Origin of the sequence: Microbacterium sp. (assembly GCF_047607465.1) — a bacterium.
Lineage (GTDB): Bacteria > Actinomycetota > Actinomycetes > Actinomycetales > Microbacteriaceae > Microbacterium.
In genome coordinates this window covers 1-18132 of the sequence record NZ_JASGCY010000010.1, presented here as the reverse complement: position 1 = coordinate 18132, position 18132 = coordinate 1, and the positions used below count along the sequence as shown (strand labels likewise).

Genomic DNA, 18132 nt, shown 5'->3' with positions numbered 1-18132 from the left:
GCGAACCCGGCTCGATCTCGCGCGGAATTCGAGCCGGGTTCGCGACCGGAACGGGGCGGGGGATCAGCCCCGTGGGCGCGGCACCACGAGCGGAGACCCGGTGTGCGGATCGGGGATGATCGTGCACGGCAGGCCGAAGACCTCCTCGACGAGCTCGGCCGTCAGCACCTCAGCAGGGGCACCGGTGGTCACCACCCGCCCGTCGCGCATCACGACGAGGTTGTCGGCGTATCGTGCGGCCTGATTGAGGTCGTGCAGCACCGCCACGAGAGTGCGGTCCCCCGTCGCGTGCAGGCGGCGCAGCAGCTCGAGCAGCTCGTACTGGTGCGCGATGTCGAGGAAGGTCGTCGGTTCGTCCAGCAGCAGCAGCGGCGTCTGCTGGGCGAGAACCATCGCCACCCACACGCGCTGGCGCTGGCCTCCGGAGAGCTCCTCCACGAGACGCCCGGCGAGATCGGCCGTGTTCGTCGCGACGAGAGCCTCGGCCACCGCGCGCTCATCGCTCGCGGACCACTGCCGGAAGAGTCCCTGATGCGGATGCCGCCCCCGCGCCACAAGGTCGGCGACCGTGATCCCCTCCGGAGCGATCGAGGTCTGCGGCAGCAGGCCGAGCTGACGGGCCACCGCCTTCGCCGGATAGGAGCCGATGTCGGCGCCGTCGAGGAGCACTGACCCCGCCGACGGCTTCATCACACGCGCCAGCGCCCGCAGCAGCGTCGACTTGCCGCAGGCGTTCGGCCCGACGATCACCGTGAAAGAGCCGGTGGGGATCCGCACCGAGAGCCCCTCGCTGATCACCCGGCCGTCGTAGGCGAGGGCGACATCCTCCGCGCGCAGCCTCGCCTCGGCGTGCGCGGCGCCGCCGGCATCCGTGTTCTCCGTCGTGATGTCCGTCATCGCCTGCGCGCCTCCGAGATGAGCAACCAGATGAGATAAGCGCCGCCGAAACAGACCGTGACCACGCCGACCGGCAGCTGCGCCGGCGCGAACAGCCGCTGCGCGACCAGATCGCTCGCGACCAGCAGGAAGGATCCCATGGCCGCGGATGCGGCGAGGGTGACGCCGGCCGAGCGGGTCAGCCGGCGCGCGAGCTGCGGGGCGGCCAGCGAGACGAACGCGATCGGACCGGCGGCGGCGGTCGCCGTGGCGGTGAAGCCCACACCGACGGCGACGAGCCCGAGACGCACCCGGCCTCCCTGCACGCCCAGGGCGACCGCCGCGTCGTCGCCCACCTCGAGGGCGTGCATGCCGCGGGCGAGGAGGGCGGCGAGCACCCCGAGCACGATGATCACGATCGTCGCGGGTCCGGCCTGCTCCCAGCCGACCGCGTTCAGCGATCCGCTCCCCCACGCCCCCGCGGCGAGCGCGATGTACAGGTCGGCGTTGAGGATGATCCAGGTGTCCACCGAGGCCATCATGGCCGACACGGCGATGCCGACGATGATGAGCCGGAAGCCCTGGAAGCCGCGCCGGTACGCCAGCACGTACACGAGCACCGCCGTCGCGAGCCCGCCGGCGATGGAGCCGGCCGCGACGGCCGCATAGCCGGTGCCGACGGTCGTGATCACCAGCAGCGCACCCACGTACGCTCCCGAGTCGAAGCCGATGAGGTCGGGGCTGCCAAGGGGATTGCGGGTCAGGGATTGGAAGATCGCTCCTGCGGCTCCCAGCGCCGCACCCAGGGCGAGGGCTAAGAGCACGCGCGGCATCCGCCACTGCAGCACGACCAACTGTGCCTTGGGGCTGCCGAGGCCGAACAGCGTGGCGACGACGTCGGGGATTGGCACGACGAAGTCGCCGATGCCCAGGCTCACCACGGCGACCGCGGCCGCCGCGAGCATGAGCGCGAGGGTCACGATGGCCGGGCGCAGCCGGATCAGGATGCTCAGATGCTCGGCGCGCGAGCGCAGCACCCGATAGCGGTAGCCGCGGTCGAAGGAGAGCTCATCGGGCGGGAGGAGGGCGGTCACAGCGCGCTCGCCCCCTTCCTCCGAACGAGCGCGATCAGCACGGGGCCGCCGACGAAGGCCGTGACGATGCCCACCGGCAGCTCGCCGCTGGAGAGGATGAGGCGGCCTACGACGTCGCTGGCGAGGACGAGCACGGGTGCGGCCACGGCGCTGCCGGCGAAGATCCAGCGCTGGTCGGGCCCGGTGAACCAGCGCACCGCGTGCGGGACCATGAGCCCGATGAATCCGATGGGGCCGGCGGCAGCGGTCGCGGCCGCGCACAGCAGCGTCGCCGCGATGATCGACAGCACACGGGTGCGGACGACACGAGAACCGAGAGATACGGCGAGGTCATCGCCCAGGGCCACCGCGTTGAGCGGTTTTGCGACGAGGAAGGCGAAGACGAACCCTGCGAGCAGGAACGGCACCATGAAGCCGAACTGTTCGGGCGGAGTGCTCGCGATGCTGCCGGCGTTCCAGCCCCGCATGCGGTTGAAGACCTCTGGCAGCAGGAGCGTGATCGCCGAGGTGAAGCCGCTGAGGAAGGCGCCGATCGCGACGCCGGAGAGCGTGATGCGCAGCGGATCAGTGCCGCTCCGCCCGGCCGCGCCGATCGCCCAGACCGCGAAGGTGGTGACGACGGCCCCGCCGAGGGCGAACCAGATGGTGCCGGACAGCGTGGTGAGGCCGAACGCCGCAGCCCCGACGGCGACGGCGAAGGCCGCGCCCGCGTTGACACCGAGGATGCCTGGATCGGCGAGGGGGTTGCGAGTGAACGCCTGCATCAGCGCCCCGGCGATGCCCAGCGCCGCACCGACCAGGATGCCGAGCACAGTGCGCGAACCACGCAGCTCGAAGATGATCGTCCATGCGTCGGCATCCGCTCCGGTGAGTCCGGCGACGATCCGCTCCGGCGAGAGATCCTTCGAGCCGAGCACGAGGCTGATCACGATGCACACGCCGAGCACCGCGAGGGTCAGCGCGAAGCCGGCGATCCGCCGCCGGGCGGAGACGCCGATCGCGGCGCGGGCGCTCTCGACCGCCGCTGACGTCTGCGGCCAGGCGGCCGGATCGGTCTCAGAGTCCGTGAGCCTCAAGCGTCGCCTCGTACTCGTCCTCGACCTCTTCGACGTCGCGGGACTCGTCGTCCCACATCTCGCGCAGGCGCAGACGCACCTCGTCGGGGAGGGCCTCGAAGCGCTCGCTCCACTGCTCGGCGTTCGCCGTCCAGTAGCCGACCACCTTGTAGGCGGTCGACGGCAGCTTCAGCGTGTGCCGCAGGTACCTGCGCACGGCCCTGGTCACCCGCGTCTCCCCGGCGACCCAGACGTAGCCGGGCTCGCTCGGCAGCTCGCTCGCCAAGACGATCTCGTCGACGCGGCTCGGGCCGTGGCCGTTGCCCCCGTGCACCCAGGTGAGCTCGACGCCCTGGGGCAGATCGACGCTGTGCTCGTCCGCGGCATCCGCCACCTCGAGCACGACACGGGTGCGGACCCCTGCCGGTGCCTGCTCGATCAGGCGCAGCGCCGCAGGCAGACCGGTCGCGTCGGCCACGAGCAGCTGCCAGCGGATGTCCTCCGGCGGGTCGTACAGACCGCGCGGCGTGTTCACGCCGACCACGTGACCGGGCTTCGCACCCAGCGCCCAGGTGGCGGCGATGCCGCCGTCGTGCACCACGAAGTCGATCGTGAGGCGTCCGGCCACCGGGTCCCAGGCGCGCACGGTGTACGTGCGCACCTCGGTGGTCGCCCCCTCGGGGAACGCCCAGTAGCCGTCGTCGGTCGGCTCGGGGAGCACGGGCTCCTCGTGGCCGGATGCCGGCAGGAACAGGCGCAGGTACTCATCGCCCACCCCGGAGGAGAGGAAGCCCTCCAGCCCGGCCCCTTCGAAGACGATCCGCACCATGCCGGGTGTCAGCTGCTCGACGCTCTCGACCTCGACGCGGTGCACGCGGTTGACGGCGGGCCGGCTCATCCGAGCAGTGCCTGGCGCACGACCTCGAGCAGGCCGTCCTGGCCGCTCGGAGAGCCATAGCTCATCTCGTAGTTGTAGGGGTAGACCTCGCCGTCGACGACGAAGGGCAGCGCGCTCCACAGCGGGTTGGACTTCAGCGCCTCCTCATCGGTGATGAGCCCGGAGCCGTCCTCGCTCACACCGGTGAAGATGACGTCGATATCTGCCAGGTCCCCGATCTGCTCGGCGCTGAGGGGCTGGCCGGTCGTGTCTGGCTTGCCGTCTCCGTCGCCATCCGCCAGGGGTGTGATCTCGAGTCCGAGATCGGCGAAGACGAGGCAGGCGATGCTATAGCACCCGGTCTGGACCTGTCCGTCCCAGTAGGAGATATCGGCGACGACCGGAGAGATGCCCTGCTCTTCAAGCTCTGCCTTCACATCGGCGGCGCGCGCTTCGTAGTCGTCGAGCCAGGCCTGCGCCTGTTCTTCGCGGCCGAGATCCTTCGCGACCTGGCGGAACTTGTCGCGCCAATCCCCGCCGTCGAAGGCATTGTAGGTGTACGTCGGCGCGATCGGGGTGAGCTTGTCGTGCAGGTCGGTCTCGTAGCCGAGGCCGTTGAGAATGAAGTCGGGACCGACCTCGAGAATGTGTTCGAGGTTGAACTCGGGGTAGTTGTGGAAGCCCTCGATGCCCTCCAGCTCCTGCTGCGGGAAGAAGCTGGGGAAGGTGTCCCAGTCGTAGCGGATGGGCTGCTCCTTCGCGAGCGGGTAGCCGAGCGTGATGAGGATGTCGACGTCGGTCGTGTAGAAGCCCATCGCGGCCTGGGGCTCAGCGGGGACGGTCACCTCGCCGAACTCGGTGTCGACGGTGATGGTGTCGTCGGATGCCGCATCATCGGTCTGCGCGGAGGCGCATGAGGTGAGCAGAAGCGCGGCGCCGAGACCGACGCTGAGGGCACGGACGGCGCGAGGACGGGAGGACGTCATGAAGGGACCTTCGATTCGGGTGGGGTCGGGCATCTTGAGCTGAGGCTTGCCTAAGTACCCAAGAATCTTCCCCCACCCGGATGTCACGACTCCGCCAGTGGATGTCGTCTACCGGACGAATCACTGCGCGGCGAGGGCGAAAGTGCCAGGCGTCGTGCCCAGCTCGCGCCGGAACGCCTGCACGAAGGCGCTCGGGGTCGCATAGCCGACGCGCCGCCCCACCGCCCCGACCGGCGCGCCGGCGGCGAGCAGCTCCACGGCCGCGAGCATCCGTGCTCTCGTGCGCCATTGCGCGAACGACAGCGAGGTCTCGCGGCGGAACAGCCGTGAGAGGTTGCGCTCGCTGCCGCCGACGACGGCGCCCCATTCGCTGAGGGTGCGCGCATCCGCCGGGTCGGAGCGCACCGCATCGGCGATGCGTCGCGCCCTGTCATCCTCCGGAAAGGCGAGGTCGAGATGCACGAGCTCCGCGCGGTCGAGCAGGCGCGGCAGCAGTTGCTCGGCGAGCCGCCGGGTGACGGGCTCGAGAGCCCTGGTCGAGAGCTCGTCGAACAGCGCTCTCGCCGCGGCGGGAATGCCGACGGCACCGACGTCGTCGCGCGGCGACGGACCGAGGCCCGCAGCGAGGTAGCTGCAGAAGAACTCCGTGCCGCCGGATGCGGTCACCCGGTGCGGTTCGCCGGCAGGGATCCACAGTCCCACCGTCCATGGGACCGCATGGAAGCCGCGCGCGGTCTCGACGACGAGCGAGCCCCGCGTGCCCCACAGGAGCTCGTCGGCGTCGTGACGATGCCACCCCCACTCCGCCGCGCCGTCGATCGCGAACGAGTTCGTCACGATGCCCGATGTCCCGATCGGAACCTCCCCGATCGAGGGATCGTCAGTTTGGCCGTTCTGCGACATCATCGGTCCTCCTATCGTCTCTCGGCTGCACCGAGGTTAGCCTAGGCTGACCTCCGTGCCTTCCGCTCCCCCTTCCGCGCTGCGCACCGTCTTCTCTGGCCGACGGCCGCTGCTGCCTCTGACCATCGGGGGCTTCGTCGTCCACCAGATCGCCGAGGCGCTCGTGCCCGTGCTGATCGGCGTCGTGATCGACCGGGCGATCGAGCCAGGAGACGGCACGGCGCTGCTGATCTGGCTCGGCGTGCTGTGCGCGCTGTTCGCCGCGCTTCTGTTCGCCTGGCGGCTCGGCGAGCTGGTCGCCGTGCGGATGTACGAGGAGGGGGCGAGGGACATCCGCCGCGCCCTGGTGACCCGAGTGCTCTCGCCCGCGGGATTCGTGCGCCGCCGCACGCCGGGAGAGCTCCTCAGCATCGCGAGCAGCGACGCCGACCGCGCGTCCGCGGTCATCTGGCTGTTCGGGTCCGGCGCCGCGCAGCTGGCCGCCGTGCTCACCGCCGCGGTATCACTGCTGCTCATCTCCCTGCCGCTCGGGCTGCTGGTGCTCCTGTCCACCCCCGTGCTCGTGGTGCTGCTGCACTTCGTCACCGCGCCGCTGGAGCGGCGGACGGATGCGGAACAGGCCGCCACCGCCGCCGCGAGCGCCACGGCGGCCGATCTGCTCACCGGTCTGCGAGCCATCGCCGGGCTCCGCGCCGAGGACGCGGCGGTGGCCCGGTTCGCCGAGGCCAACCGGCGCTCGCTGCTCGCCTCACGCCGCGCCGTCGCCTTGAAGGCGACCTACACGGTGGCGAGCATGGCCGGCTCCACCATCCTGCTCGCCGTCGTCGCCGGTGCTGCAGCGGCGGAAGCCGCGGCCGGTCGGGTCAGCGTCGGAGAGCTCGTCGCGGTGCTCGGGCTCGCGCAGTTCCTGCACTGGCCGGTGAGCGGACTCGCCTTCATCGGCGCCGAGCTCGCCGGCGTTCGTGCCTCGGCGAAGAGGGTCGACGCGGTGCTCGGCGAGGAGGGCTCGTCCTCCGCTGCGGAGCCCCCGAACGCGAACTGCGAGGACGGGCCGGTCGAGCTCGTCTTCGAGGACGTGCGCACTGCGCACGCCGGTCCGTTCTCCGTGCGAGTGGATGCCGGCGCCCACCTCGCGGTCACGGTCGCCGACCCCCGTGGCGCTGTGGAGCTGCAGGAGGTTCTCGCCGGGCTCCGTCCCCTCGATGCAGGGCGCATCCTCGTGGGCGGACGCGACCTCGCCGGGGCGCAAGGGGTCGTGCTCGCTCCCCCGCACCAGCCCGCGATCTTCGCCGGCACGCTCCGCGAGAACGTGGAGCTGCACCGTCCGCTCACGATCGCCGCCCTCGATGCGGCGGCCGAGACCGCGGTGCTCGACGACGTGCTGCACGCCGCCGGCGGCGACTGGGCCTATCCGATCGGCGAGCGGGGCCTGACCCTCTCGGGCGGGCAGCGCCAGCGCGTCGCCCTCGCCCGCGGTCTCGCGCGGGACTCCGCAGTGCTCGTGCTGCACGACCCGACGAGCGCCGTCGACTCCGTGACCGAGGCGACCATCGCCCAGCGTCTGCGCGCGCACAGAGCAGGGCGCACCACCGTCATCCTCGCCGCGAGCCCCGCCCTGGCGCAGGTGTGCGACGACGTGCTGCACGTGCCGGCCCCGCAGGAGCAGCCGGCCCCTGCGGCCGAGAGCGCGGCGGAGGTCCGCGCATGAGCGTCTCCCCGCTCCCCACCGCGGAACCGGCCGAGACGCGCCGAGCGCTCGGCGCACTGCTCAGGGTGCGGTGGGTGCCGCTGGGTCTCGCGGCGCTCACGCTGTGCGCAGCATCCGTCTCCGCCCTCGCCCTGCCCGCGGCGCTGGGATTCATCGTCGATGCGGTGGTCGCCGGCGACTCAGCGAGACTGCCCTGGCTGATCGGCCTGCTGCTCGCTGCCGGGCTCCTGAGCGCCGTGCTCACCGGCCTCGGCCGGCTGCTCGTCGCCCGTCTCGGCGAAGGCGTGCTGGCGCAGCTGCGCGAGCAGGTGGTCTCCCGGCTGCTGCACCTGCCGTCGATCGTCGTCGAGCGGGCCGGACGCGGAGACCTCGTCTCGCGCGCGGCCAGCGACGCCAGGGTCGTCGGCGACGTGGTCAGCAGCGTGCTGCCCTCTTTCGCGAGCGCCGGCTTCTCCGTGGCCGTCACGATCGTCGGCCTCGGCGCGATCGACTGGCGCTTCGCCTTGGCCGCCCTCGCCGCCGTTCCGGTGCAGGTGCTCGCCACGCGGCGCTACCTGAAGCACGCGCGCCCCGCGTATCTCGCGGCGCGGGCCGCCGAGGGGGAGCGCTCGCGGCGAGTGCTGGAGACCATCGACGCCGCCTCGACGGTGCGGGCGATGGGCGTGGCGGTGGACCAGGAGAAGCACGTCGACGGGGCGGCGCGGGATGCCGTGCGGATGGAGCTGCGCGCCGCCCGCGTGAGCGTCGGCCTGTGGAACCGCCTGAACGCCGCCGAGCTCATCGGGCTGGGCTCCGTGCTCGCCGTGGGCTTCGCCCTGGCGCAGAGCGGCGCGGCGACCGTCGGCGGGGCCACCGTCGCAGCGCTGTACTTCCACGCCCTGTTCGGGCCGATCGGCACGGTGCTCAGCAGCATCGACGAGCTGCAGAAGGCGTCGGCGGCGCTCGCCAGGATGACCGGCGTGCTGCAGCTGCCCGAACGCGTGCGGCCGCCGGTCCGCGAGGGTCGGGCGCCGACAGCCGTCGAGCTCGACGGCGTGTGCTTCGCATACGGCGAGGGCTTCGCGGTGACGGACGTGTCCTTCTCCATTCCCGCAGGGCGCACCGCCGCCGTGGTCGGCGCGAGCGGCGCAGGCAAGAGCACGGTCGCCGCCCTCGTGCTCGGCACGCTGGACGCGGATGCCGGTGCTGTGCGCTTCGGCGGGCACGAAGACCAACTCCCCCGGGTCGGCCTGGCGGGGCAGGAGCCGCACGTGTTCGCCGGCACCCTCGCGGAGGACCTCCGCCTCGCCCGTCCGTCGGCGGACGACGCGGACCTGCGCCGGGTGCTCGCCCAGGTCGGCGCGTCCGAGTGGACGGCCCGGCTCCCGGAGGGACTCGACACCGTGATCGGCGCCGGGGGGCATGCGCTCACGGTGGTCGAGTCGCAGCAGCTGGCTCTCGCGCGGCTGCTGCTGCATGACCCCGACGTGCTCGTGCTCGACGAGGCCACAGCCGCGGCCGGTGGCACGGCCTCGCTCGACAGCGCGGTAGCGCAGGCGGCTGCCGGACGCACGACGCTGACGATCGCGCACCGCCTCGATCAGGCGGCCAGGGCCGACGTCGTGATCGTCATGGACGGCGGCCGCGTGGTCGAACAGGGCCCGCACGAGGAGCTCGTCGCACGGGGCGGCCCCTACGCCCGGCTCTGGGAGGCGTGGTCGCGCGGCGAGGGCTCGCGCTGAGCGCGACGCGGCGCCCCTGAACGAGGACACCGATCGGGCTTCCGTAGACTCGCCAGATGGGGAAAGTGCAGGCGCGGGCGGTCTTCGGCGCACTGCGTCTGACCGCCGCGATCGTCTGCACGGTCGCCCTCGTGCACCGGCTGTTGTGGGGACTGAGTTCGCACACGGTCGCCGGTGAGAACTTCTTCGCCTACCTCACCGTCGAATCCAACTGCGCGCTCGTCGTGGTGCTCGTGCTCGGAGCCGTCCTCGCGTTCACGCGCGTCGCCGATCCGCGCTGGTTCAGCATCGCCCTCTCGCTCGTGCTGACCTGGACGATCACCGCCGGTCTCGCCTTCGCGCTCATCGTGTGGCAGGCCGGCATCCGCGGCATCCGCGTCGACGTGCCCTGGTCCGACCAGGTGCTGCACTTCTTTCTGCCCGCGTGCACGGCGATCGCGTGGGCGCTCACCCCCGGACACCGCGGCGTCTCCTGGTGGATCGTGCCGACGTCGCTGCTGTTCCCCCTCGTATGGGGCGGCGTGACGATGTGGCGGGGCCCGCTCGTCGGCTGGTACCCGTACTACTTCCTCGACCCGCGGCAGGTGTCAGGCCCACCGGAGTTCCTCCTCACGAGCGGCGTGGCGCTGGCGATCTTCGCCCTCGTCGCGTGCGCGCTCGTGCTGCTGAGCCGGATGCCGCAGCCCGCCCGTCGCTCTATACCCCCTCCGGCATGAACGCCGCCAGCGCAGCGATCGCGGCCGCCTGAGCCTCCTCGTCGTCGAGATCGGCGAAGGCGACGGCATCCGCTCCTCCGACGAGGCCGACGAGGATCGCGTCTCCCGTGACCGGCGCGAGGTTGACCCACGTGCGGATGACGGCGTCGCCGCCGATCACGTGCCAGATCGTGGCCTCGGTGTCGAGGATCGGCTCATCGAAGCGCAGCCACACGGTCTCGATGAACCCCACGCCCAGATCGGCGATCGCGCCGCGGTGGGCGAAGGGGAGCTTCGGGGCGAACTCGACGCCGCCGGTCTGCAGCACGCCGAGGGGCACGGTGAGCAGCACTCGATCGAAGGAGAGCGATTCACCGGTCGCGATGCCGAGGCTCACGCCCGCCTCGTCGTAGGCGACGCGCGAGACCGCCGACGACAGACTCACCCGCACCCCGTCGAGGAGCTCCGCGAAGACGTCGTCCAGGTCGCCCAGCACGGCGGTGCGCGTGGCGGGCGGTAGCGCCGGCGGGAACCACGAAGAGACCTGCGCGGCATCGGATCCGGCGGATGCTGAGACGAAGGCGAGCAGTGCCTGGAGAGCGGGATCCGCCGGATCGGCGCCGGCTTCGGCGAGGGCGTCGGCCAGCGACGTGTCGGCGGGCAGCGCCTGCGCCGCGACGATCGCGTCGGTCAGCGGCTGCGTCGACGGGGGTTCGACGTCGGCTCCGTCGCCGACGGAACGCCAGAGGGCGGCATCCAGCGCGGCAGTGCGGATATCGAGACCGTTCAGGCGCTCGGCGATCTCGGCGTCGTCCTCGCCGAACAGCCAGCCGCCGAGCTGGGCGGGTACGGGCCAGACCTCGTCGTTCACGATGCTCTGCACGCGTCCGCCGGTGCGATCGCGCGCCTCGAACACCGTGAGCTCGAGGCCGGTCGGGACGAGGCGCTTCGCCGCGACGGCACCGGCGAGACCCGCGCCGACGATCGCTACGCGCTCGCCAGCGCCGGCGGCGTCGAGAAGCTCCTCGGCCGCGCGGAGGCCGGAGCGCACAGCGCCCGCCATCGTCCCCGGCGCCTCGGCATCGGTGGCCTCCCCGGCGAAGAACAGTCGGTCATCGACCGAGCCGGCCAGGGCGTCGCGCGCCGTGCTCTGCACCCCCACCGGGGTGAAGCTCACGGCCCCGAGGGCGGAGGGATCGTTCGTCCAGGCGCTGCGCAGGAAGGCGGTGGGCGCTGGCCCCTCCGGAGCATCCGTGGGCTGCGGCGTCGGAGAGCGATCGAGGGTGGGCGTCGGTGCGGGCTCCCGCGTGCACGAGGCGAGGAGCACGCCGAGCACGCCGGCTCCGGTGCCGACCAGCAGCGTGCGACGCGAGATCCTCATCGTGACGCAACGATACCGCGCCCGGGCTCGTCCCCACTCTCCCTGCCCACTCTCCTTCCCCAGTCGAGGAATCTGCGAAGTTGTCCACAGTCCGTGGGATTCCGGCATCCCGTGTCGGACGGGGATGACAATCTGGGCGGAACGACGCAGGATGGAGGAATGGAGATGAACGACCCGCAGGTGTGGACGCTCATCGGCGTGTTCGCCGCAGCAGTACTGGGCGGCATGTCCCTGATGACCTCGCAGTTCAGCAGGGTGATCAGGGCCGAGATCTCGGGGATCGAGGGGCGGATGGGCGGCCTCGAGGGCAGGATGGTCGGCATGGAGGCGAGTCTCAGCACGAAGATCGATGCCCTCGACGAGAAGCTCACGCTCAAGATCGAGACGCTCGATGAAAGGCTCACGAGCCGATTGGACACTCTCGACCGCCGCGTGGACGACCTCGACAAAGAGGTCGCGAACCTCGCGACCAAGTTCTGGCGGAACTCCTAGCCGACGGGGCCTCGGAGGCCGCGAGACCGCGAGGCCGCGAGACAGGCTCATCGCGGGCGCGCGAGTCCCAGCGAGTCCGCACGGAACGTGCGGCGAACAGGCCGGAGCCTAATCGCGGGCGCGCGGATCCCAGAGCACGATCTCCGTGGAGCGGCGGATGCGGCGGCCGCTCGGCACCGGCACGACCCCGGCAGAGCCCGCGGCGAACACCCGCACGCCGGGGCGGTTCTCCCGCTCGGCGCGCAGCGCCGCGTCGAGCTCGGCGACGCGGCGGCGCAGCATGCGGTTCTCGTCCTCGAGGTCGAGCAGCCGCGCGATGGCGGGCAGGCTCATGCCCTCGGCGGAGAGCTGGGCGACCTCGCGGAGCTGCTCGATGTTGCGGGGCGAGTAGCGCCGCGAGCCTCCGGTCGTGCGCCCCGGCACGACGAGACCGATCCTGTCGTACTGACGCAGGGTCTGCGGATGCATCCCGGCGAGCTCGGCGGCGACCGCGATCGCGAAGACCGGGGTGTCGGCATCCATACGTCCCTGTTCAGCCATCGAGCTCACCGCCCCCGATCATCGCCGGGCCTTCGCCATGAGGTCGGCGCGGGGGTTCTCGTTCGGCTCCAGCTCGTGGAACTTCTCGAGCGCCTCGCGGGCGGCGTCGTCGAGGTGCGACGGCACCGCCACCTGGAGCTCGGCGAGGAGGTCTCCCGCGCCCTTCGACGAGGTGATGCCACGGCCCTTGACGCGCAGCACGCGCCCCGAGGGGGCGCCGGGGGCGACGCGCAGCTTGACGGTGTCGCCGCCGAGCGTCGGCACCTCGATCGTCGCGCCGAGGACGGCCTCGGTGAAGGTGACCGGTACGACGACGCGGAGGTTGAGGCCGTCGCGGGTGAAGACCGGATGCGGACGCACCGCGATCTGCACGACGATGTCGCCGCTCTCACCGCCGTCTGGCGACGGGCGCCCCCGACCGCGCAGACGGATCTTCTGCCCGTCGGAGACCCCGGCGGGGATCTTCACCTTGAACGGCTTGCCGTCCTCGCCCTGCAGCGTGATCGTGTCTCCCTGCGCGGCCGTGGCGAAGTCGATGGTCGTGCGCGCGGTCACGTCGGCGCCGCGCTGCGGACCGCCGAAGCCGCGGAATCCGCCCGAAGTCTGCCCGAAACGGCCCGAGCCGAAGCTGCCGCCGCCCTGGCTGAACATCGAGAAGATGTCCTCGAAGTCGGCGGTCTGCCCCCGGCCCTGCTGGCCGAAACGACTGAAGACGTCCTCGAAGCCGCCAGCGCCCTGGCCGCCCGCCGTGAAGCGGGCGCCGGAGCCCATGGCGCGGATCTCGTCGTACTCCTTGCGCTGCGTGGCGTCGGAGAGCACCGAGTAGGCCTCGCTGATCTCCTTGAACTTCGCTTCGGCCTTGGCATCGCCCTGATTCGAGTCGGGGTGATACGTGCGGGCGAGCTTGCGATAGGTCTTCTTGAGATCGGCATCGCTCACGTTCTTGTCGACACCGAGGATCTTGTAGAAATCCTTGTCGAACCAGTCCTGGCTAGCCATGAGCCTCCTAAGCGGTCTCTGAGCCCGTCGAAGGGTCAGCCGGCACGGCGACGACGACCTTCGCGGGGCGCAGTTCGACATCGCCGAGGCGGTACCCGACCTCGACGACCTCGAGGATCGTGGCCTTCTCAGCGCCCGGGGTCGGCTGCTGGAAGATGGCCTCGTGGTGCTGCGGGTCGAAGTCCTCTCCGGCTTCGCCGTAGACGACCACGCCGAGGCGCTCGACCACCGCGCGCACCTTCTCGGCGATCACGGCGAACGGCGTCCCCTCGACGAGGTCGCCGTGCTGGGCGGCCCTGGCGAGATCGTCGAGCACGGGGATGAGGCCCTTGACGGCCTCACCCTTCGCACGCTGGATCTCGATCGTGCGCTGCTCCTCCGTGCGACGACGGTAGTTCGCGTACTCGGCCGTCAGCCGTTTGAGGTCGATGAGCAGCGCGTTCTCGGCATCCTCGATCGGGTCACCGGCAGCGGCATCCGCGGTCTGGTCCGCATTCAGGATGTCATCGACCGTGAGCTCGTCGCCGGAGCCCTCCGCGGCGCTGGTCTCACCGGAATCGGGATCCTGCGGCGCGGGGCCGGATGCCTGAGCATCCGACCCCTCCGGAACCTCGTTCTCTTCGAAGTTCTTCTCCGTCATGGTTACTTCTTCTCGTCCTCGTCGTCGACGACCTCGGCGTCGATGACATCCTCCTCGGAGGATCCGTCACCGGCGGGGGCCTCGCCCGATGCCGACGCGTCGGCGGCGGCGTCCGCCTGGGACTGCGCGTAGATCGCCTCGCCGAGCTTCGTCTGCGACTGGTTCAGCTTCTCGAACGCGGTCTTCACGGCCTCGTCGTCGTCGCCGGCCAGCGCCGTCTTGAGCGCGTCGACATCGGCCTTCACCTCGGTCTTGACGTCTTCGGGCAGCTTGTCGTCGTTCTCGGCGATGAGCTTGTCGATCGAGTACGCGAGCGTCTCTGCCTGGTTGCGGACCTCGGCGGCCTCGCGGCGCGCCTTGTCCTCGGCGGCGTGCTCTTCGGCCTCGCGCACCATGCGGTCGATGTCGTCCTTCGAGAGCGACGAGCCGCCGGTGATCGTCATCGACTGTTCCTTTCCTGTGCCCTTGTCCTTGGCGGACACGTGCACGATGCCGTTCGCGTCGATGTCGAAGGTGACCTCGATCTGCGGGATGCCGCGGGGGGCGGGCGCGATGCCGGTGAGCTCGAAGGTGCCGAGCGGCTTGTTGTCGCGCGTGAACTCGCGCTCGCCCTGGAAGACCTGGATCGCCACCGACGGCTGGTTGTCGTCTGCCGTGGTGAAGGTCTCGCTGCGCTTGGTCGGGATGGCCGTGTTGCGCTCGATGAGCTTGGTCATCATGCCGCCCTTGGTCTCGATGCCGAGACTCAGCGGCGTGACATCGATGAGCAGGACGTCCTTGCGCTCGCCCTTCAGCACTCCGGCCTGAAGAGCCGCGCCGACGGCGACGACCTCATCGGGGTTCACGCCCTTGTTGGGCTCCTTGCCGGTCTCGCGCTTGACGAGTTCGGCCACGGCGGGCATACGGGTCGAGCCGCCGACGAGCACGATGTGGTCGATGTCGGACACCTTGATGCCTGCTTCGCGGATGACGTCCTCGAACGGCTTCTTGGTGCGGTCGAGCAGGTCCTTGGTGAGGTCTTCGAACTTCGCGCGGGTGATGGTCTCGCTCAGCGACACCGGGCCGTTCTCGGTCAGCGAGAGGTACGGCAGGTTGACGCTGGTGCTGGTCGAGCTGGAGAGCTCCTTCTTCGCCTGCTCCGCGGCCTCCTTGAGGCGCTGCAGGGCGATCTTGTCGCCTGAGACGTCGACGCCGCTGGTCTCCTTGAACTGCTTGATGAGGAAGTCGACGAGGCGCTGGTCCCAGTCGTCACCGCCGAGGCGGTTGTCACCGGCAGTGGCGCGCACCTGGATGGTGGAGAAGTCGTCGTCCTTGCCCACTTCGAGCAGGGAGACGTCGAAGGTTCCGCCACCGAGGTCGAAGACGAGGATGAGCTCGTCCTCCTTGCCCTTGTCGAGGCCGTAGGCGAGCGCGGCCGCTGTGGGCTCGTTGATGATGCGCAGGACGTTGAGACCAGAGATCTCCCCGGCCTCCTTGGTGGCCTGACGCTCGGCGTCGTTGAAGTACGCGGGGACGGTGATGACGGCATCCGTCACCGTGTCGCCGAGGTAGGCCTCGGCGTCGCGCTTGAGCTTCATGAGGATGCGCGCGGAGATCTCCTGCGGCGTCCACTTCTTGCCGTCCACGTCGAACGACCAGTCGGTGCCCATGTGGCGCTTGACCGACGAGATGGTGCGGTCGACGTTCGTGACGGCCTGGCGCTTCGCGGTCTCGCCGACGAGCACCTCGCCGTCCTTGGTGAAGGCGACCACCGACGGGGTGGTGCGGAAGCCCTCGGCGTTGGCGATGACCTTCGGCTCGCCGCCCTCGAGGACGCTGACGACGGAGTTCGTCGTACCGAGGTCGATTCCGACAGCACGTGCCATGTGATTCTCCTTGTTCTTTGGCCGGGAAGTCTGGGGCGATCAGGAAAACCTGAGTCGCGATGGCTCAACTGTACCGCGGACCTCAGGCACTGTCAATAAAGTTGATATGAATTGGCTCAACTTTTCATGCGGGTGGGGGGACGTTGGCGCCCTCGCACGATGTGATGCACGCTCGTTCACCGCGGCGGGTTAGAGTCACAGCATCCCCGATGTTCGATCCGAGTCCCCGATCGGAGTAAGAAATCGTGAAAAAGTCCCCCGCTGTCATCGCCGCCGGAATCATCCTCGGGATGCTGTCCCTTGGCCTCTGCGCTCCCAGCTACGCCGCGACGACGTCAGACCAGATCGCGCAGATCCTCAAAGACACGAACGCGATCCGAGCCGACAACGGCTTGGACCCCCTCGTGCTCAACCCCTCCGTGAGCGCCGTCGCGCAAGCGTGGTCCACCAAGCAGGCACTCGCGGATGGCATGAGCCACAACCCCGACTACGCGAGCCAGCTGCCCAAGGGTTGGCTGCGGGCCGGCGAGAACGTGGCAGCCGGTTACACCTATGACAAGGTCGTCACCACCGGATGGGCGAAGTCCGCAGGACACCTCGCGAACATCCTCGGCGACTACACCGACATCGGCATCGGCATCGCGACAGCCGCCGACGGCACGGTGTACTACACCCAGAACTTCGTCAAGTACCCCGGCTCCACATACGTCGCAATCGACTCGGACGACTTCACCGTCCGCACGCACGTGCAGACCCTCGGCTGGATCGACGGCGGTGGCACGACAGGTCGAGGACTGCGCGTCGAAGCGATGATGGTGACGCAGACGCAGAGTTCAACCACCATCTGCGCACGTGCGCATGTGCAGAACATCGGCTGGCAGGCGGCACAATGCACGTCAGGAGTCGGCACCTCGATCACGGTTGGCACGACCGGGCGCGCACTGCGAATGGAGGCCCTGCAGCTGTGGAGCCCGCAGATCGCCGTCCGCGCGCAGGCGCACGTGCAGAACATCGGCTGGCAGGCCGTCCAGACCGCATCAGGCGCTGGCGCCAAGATCATCGTCGGCACCACCGGAAAGGCTCTGCGGGTAGAGGCGCTACGACTCCTCGACTAGCAGGTGAGAAGATGTCTGGTTACCGCACGGCTCGCCCGAGTCTCCTCGCCGTCTCCCACGGCACCGACGATGCCGCCGGCGCCGCCGCGATCGCCGCCCTCGTCGCCCAGGTGCGCGTGGCGCTCCCCGCTGTCGATGTCGTCGAGGCCTTCGTCGATGTGCAGCAACCGGATGCCGCCGAACTCGCCCCGACCATCGACGGGCCGCTGGTGATCGTGCCGCTGCTGCTCTCCCGCGGATTCCACGTGCACCACGACCTGCACGCGATCGCCGCAACCCGGCCACTCACGGTCGTCTCCGACCCGCTGGGCCCCGACGTCCGGCTCGCCGAAGTGCTCGCGCAGCGGCTGCCCGACGACGAGCGCCCGGTGATCCTCGCGGTGGCGGGATCGCGCGATCCGCGATCGCTCACGGATGCCGAGGGCATGGGCGCCCTGCTCGGCGCACACCTCGGCCGCGACGTGCACCTCGCCTACCTCGCCGCGCGGCAGCCCGACCTGCCGACGGCACTCGCGGAGCATCCGGATGCCGTCGTGTCGACCTATCTGCTCGCGCAGGGCTACTTCTTCGATCTGGCGCAGCGCCAGGCCGCGGGGCGCGAGGTCACCCTGCCGCTGCTCGACGGCGGCGCGGTCCCGCATCCGCTCATCGACCTCGTCGTATCGCGGTACGAGGCCGCCGCCGCGGGGTTCTGAGCATCCGGATCCTGGCTCCGGTCGCACTCTGTGCCGGAATGGACTCCCCCATCCCCGCTCCAGTCGCACTCTGTGCCGCTCCGAAGCCCGCAGAACGACACGAATCGCGACCGGAACGAACAGCAGCCCCACCGGAACGGCACGAATCGCGACCGGAGCAACCACGTGCACGGGCACGATCGTCCCGAACGGGTCGGGCGCAGGCAGACGCGCACGCAGGCAGACACACGCAGACAGACGCACGCAGACAGACGCACGCAGGCAGACACACGCAGGCAGACACACGCAGACGCACGCAGGCAGACAGACGCACGCAGGCAGACAGACGCAGACAGACAGACGCACACGCAGACGCGCACAGAACCCTGCGTGTCAGGGTTGGGTGAGTCCACCGGTTCGTAGCAAGTCCGCCCGCAGGGCGAGTTGAAGGATTACCTGTTTCGATGAGTTTGAGTTCCTCGGTCGCGCTGGTCGCGATGGATGATGGAGT

The 18132-nt window shown here is 70.3% G+C and carries 17 protein-coding genes; 6 read left to right on the top strand and 11 right to left on the bottom strand.

Annotated features, from left to right (window positions below):
- Positions 1 to 63 precede the first annotated feature (63 nt).
- The 6 genes from QM568_RS01370 to QM568_RS01345 all read right to left on the bottom strand — a co-directional run bounded on the left by QM568_RS01370 (position 64) and on the right by QM568_RS01345 (position 5794).
- Positions 64 to 897, bottom strand: coding sequence for an ABC transporter ATP-binding protein (locus tag QM568_RS01370; RefSeq protein WP_415135051.1), 834 nt, complete (start codon positions 895 to 897; stop codon positions 64 to 66).
- Positions 894 to 1970, bottom strand: a complete 1077-nt coding sequence (locus QM568_RS01365) for a FecCD family ABC transporter permease (protein WP_415135049.1) — start codon at positions 1968 to 1970, stop codon at positions 894 to 896. The genes QM568_RS01370 and QM568_RS01365 overlap by 4 nt, the downstream gene beginning before the upstream one ends.
- Positions 1967 to 3046, bottom strand: a complete 1080-nt coding sequence (locus QM568_RS01360; RefSeq protein ID WP_415135047.1) for a FecCD family ABC transporter permease — start codon at positions 3044 to 3046, stop codon at positions 1967 to 1969. The genes QM568_RS01365 and QM568_RS01360 overlap by 4 nt, the downstream gene beginning before the upstream one ends.
- Entirely contained in the window at positions 3027 to 3923 is an 897-nt protein-coding gene (locus tag QM568_RS01355) for a siderophore-interacting protein (protein WP_415135045.1), read from the bottom strand. The genes QM568_RS01360 and QM568_RS01355 overlap by 20 nt, the downstream gene beginning before the upstream one ends.
- Entirely contained in the window at positions 3920 to 4888 is a 969-nt protein-coding gene (locus tag QM568_RS01350) for an ABC transporter substrate-binding protein (RefSeq protein WP_415135043.1), read from the bottom strand. The genes QM568_RS01355 and QM568_RS01350 overlap by 4 nt, the downstream gene beginning before the upstream one ends.
- Positions 4889 to 5008: 120 nt before the next feature.
- A complete protein-coding gene (locus QM568_RS01345; RefSeq protein WP_415135041.1) occupies positions 5009 to 5794 on the bottom strand; it encodes a helix-turn-helix domain-containing protein in 786 nt (261 codons plus the stop codon).
- A 52-nt stretch (positions 5795 to 5846) separates the two neighbouring features.
- Here QM568_RS01345 and QM568_RS01340 point away from each other — a divergent pair, with 52 nt between their 5' ends.
- From QM568_RS01340 to QM568_RS01330, 3 genes are read left to right on the top strand one after another with little or no spacing between them, the layout of a single operon-like run.
- The gene (locus tag QM568_RS01340) at positions 5847 to 7499 is read left to right on the top strand and encodes an ABC transporter transmembrane domain-containing protein (RefSeq protein ID WP_415135039.1); all 1653 of its coding nucleotides are present in this window, start codon (positions 5847 to 5849) and stop codon (positions 7497 to 7499) included.
- Entirely contained in the window at positions 7496 to 9220 is a 1725-nt protein-coding gene (locus QM568_RS01335) for an ABC transporter ATP-binding protein (RefSeq protein ID WP_415135037.1), read from the top strand. The genes QM568_RS01340 and QM568_RS01335 overlap by 4 nt, the downstream gene beginning before the upstream one ends.
- A gap of 56 nt (positions 9221 to 9276) precedes the next feature.
- Complete coding sequence (locus QM568_RS01330; protein ID WP_415135035.1) at positions 9277 to 9936, top strand: Pr6Pr family membrane protein; 660 nt, start codon at positions 9277 to 9279, stop codon at positions 9934 to 9936.
- On the opposite strand, the gene QM568_RS01325 is transcribed toward QM568_RS01330, so the two are convergent.
- Entirely contained in the window at positions 9917 to 11296 is a 1380-nt protein-coding gene (locus tag QM568_RS01325; protein ID WP_415135033.1) for an FAD-dependent oxidoreductase, read from the bottom strand. The two genes, QM568_RS01330 and QM568_RS01325, sit on opposite strands and share 20 nt — an antisense overlap.
- A gap of 159 nt (positions 11297 to 11455) precedes the next feature.
- Between QM568_RS01325 and QM568_RS01320 the strand changes: the two genes are divergently transcribed.
- The gene (locus QM568_RS01320; protein ID WP_415135031.1) at positions 11456 to 11788 is read left to right on the top strand and encodes a hypothetical protein; all 333 of its coding nucleotides are present in this window, start codon (positions 11456 to 11458) and stop codon (positions 11786 to 11788) included.
- Positions 11789 to 11896: 108 nt separating this feature from the next.
- Here the strand turns inward: QM568_RS01320 and QM568_RS01315 are convergent, their stop codons facing one another.
- From QM568_RS01315 to dnaK, 4 genes are read right to left on the bottom strand one after another with little or no spacing between them, the layout of a single operon-like run.
- Positions 11897 to 12328 carry a heat shock protein transcriptional repressor HspR gene (locus QM568_RS01315; protein ID WP_415135029.1) on the bottom strand — a complete coding sequence of 144 codons (432 nt, stop codon included), beginning with the start codon at positions 12326 to 12328 and terminating at the stop codon, positions 11897 to 11899.
- Between the two features lie 18 nt (positions 12329 to 12346).
- Positions 12347 to 13327 (bottom strand): DnaJ C-terminal domain-containing protein, encoded by a 981-nt coding sequence (locus tag QM568_RS01310; RefSeq protein WP_415135027.1) that lies wholly within the window; start codon positions 13325 to 13327, stop codon positions 12347 to 12349.
- A gap of 7 nt (positions 13328 to 13334) precedes the next feature.
- Entirely contained in the window at positions 13335 to 13967 is a 633-nt protein-coding gene (locus QM568_RS01305; RefSeq protein WP_415135025.1) for a nucleotide exchange factor GrpE, read from the bottom strand.
- A gap of 2 nt (positions 13968 to 13969) precedes the next feature.
- Positions 13970 to 15832, bottom strand: a complete 1863-nt coding sequence (gene dnaK, locus QM568_RS01300; RefSeq protein WP_415135023.1) for a molecular chaperone DnaK — start codon at positions 15830 to 15832, stop codon at positions 13970 to 13972.
- 245 nt (positions 15833 to 16077) lie between these two features.
- Between dnaK and QM568_RS01295 the strand changes: the two genes are divergently transcribed.
- Entirely contained in the window at positions 16078 to 16947 is an 870-nt protein-coding gene (locus QM568_RS01295) for a CAP domain-containing protein (RefSeq protein WP_415135021.1), read from the top strand.
- Between the two features lie 11 nt (positions 16948 to 16958).
- Positions 16959 to 17642, top strand: a complete 684-nt coding sequence (locus tag QM568_RS01290; protein WP_415135019.1) for a sirohydrochlorin chelatase — start codon at positions 16959 to 16961, stop codon at positions 17640 to 17642.
- Positions 17643 to 18132: the final 490 nt, after the last annotated feature.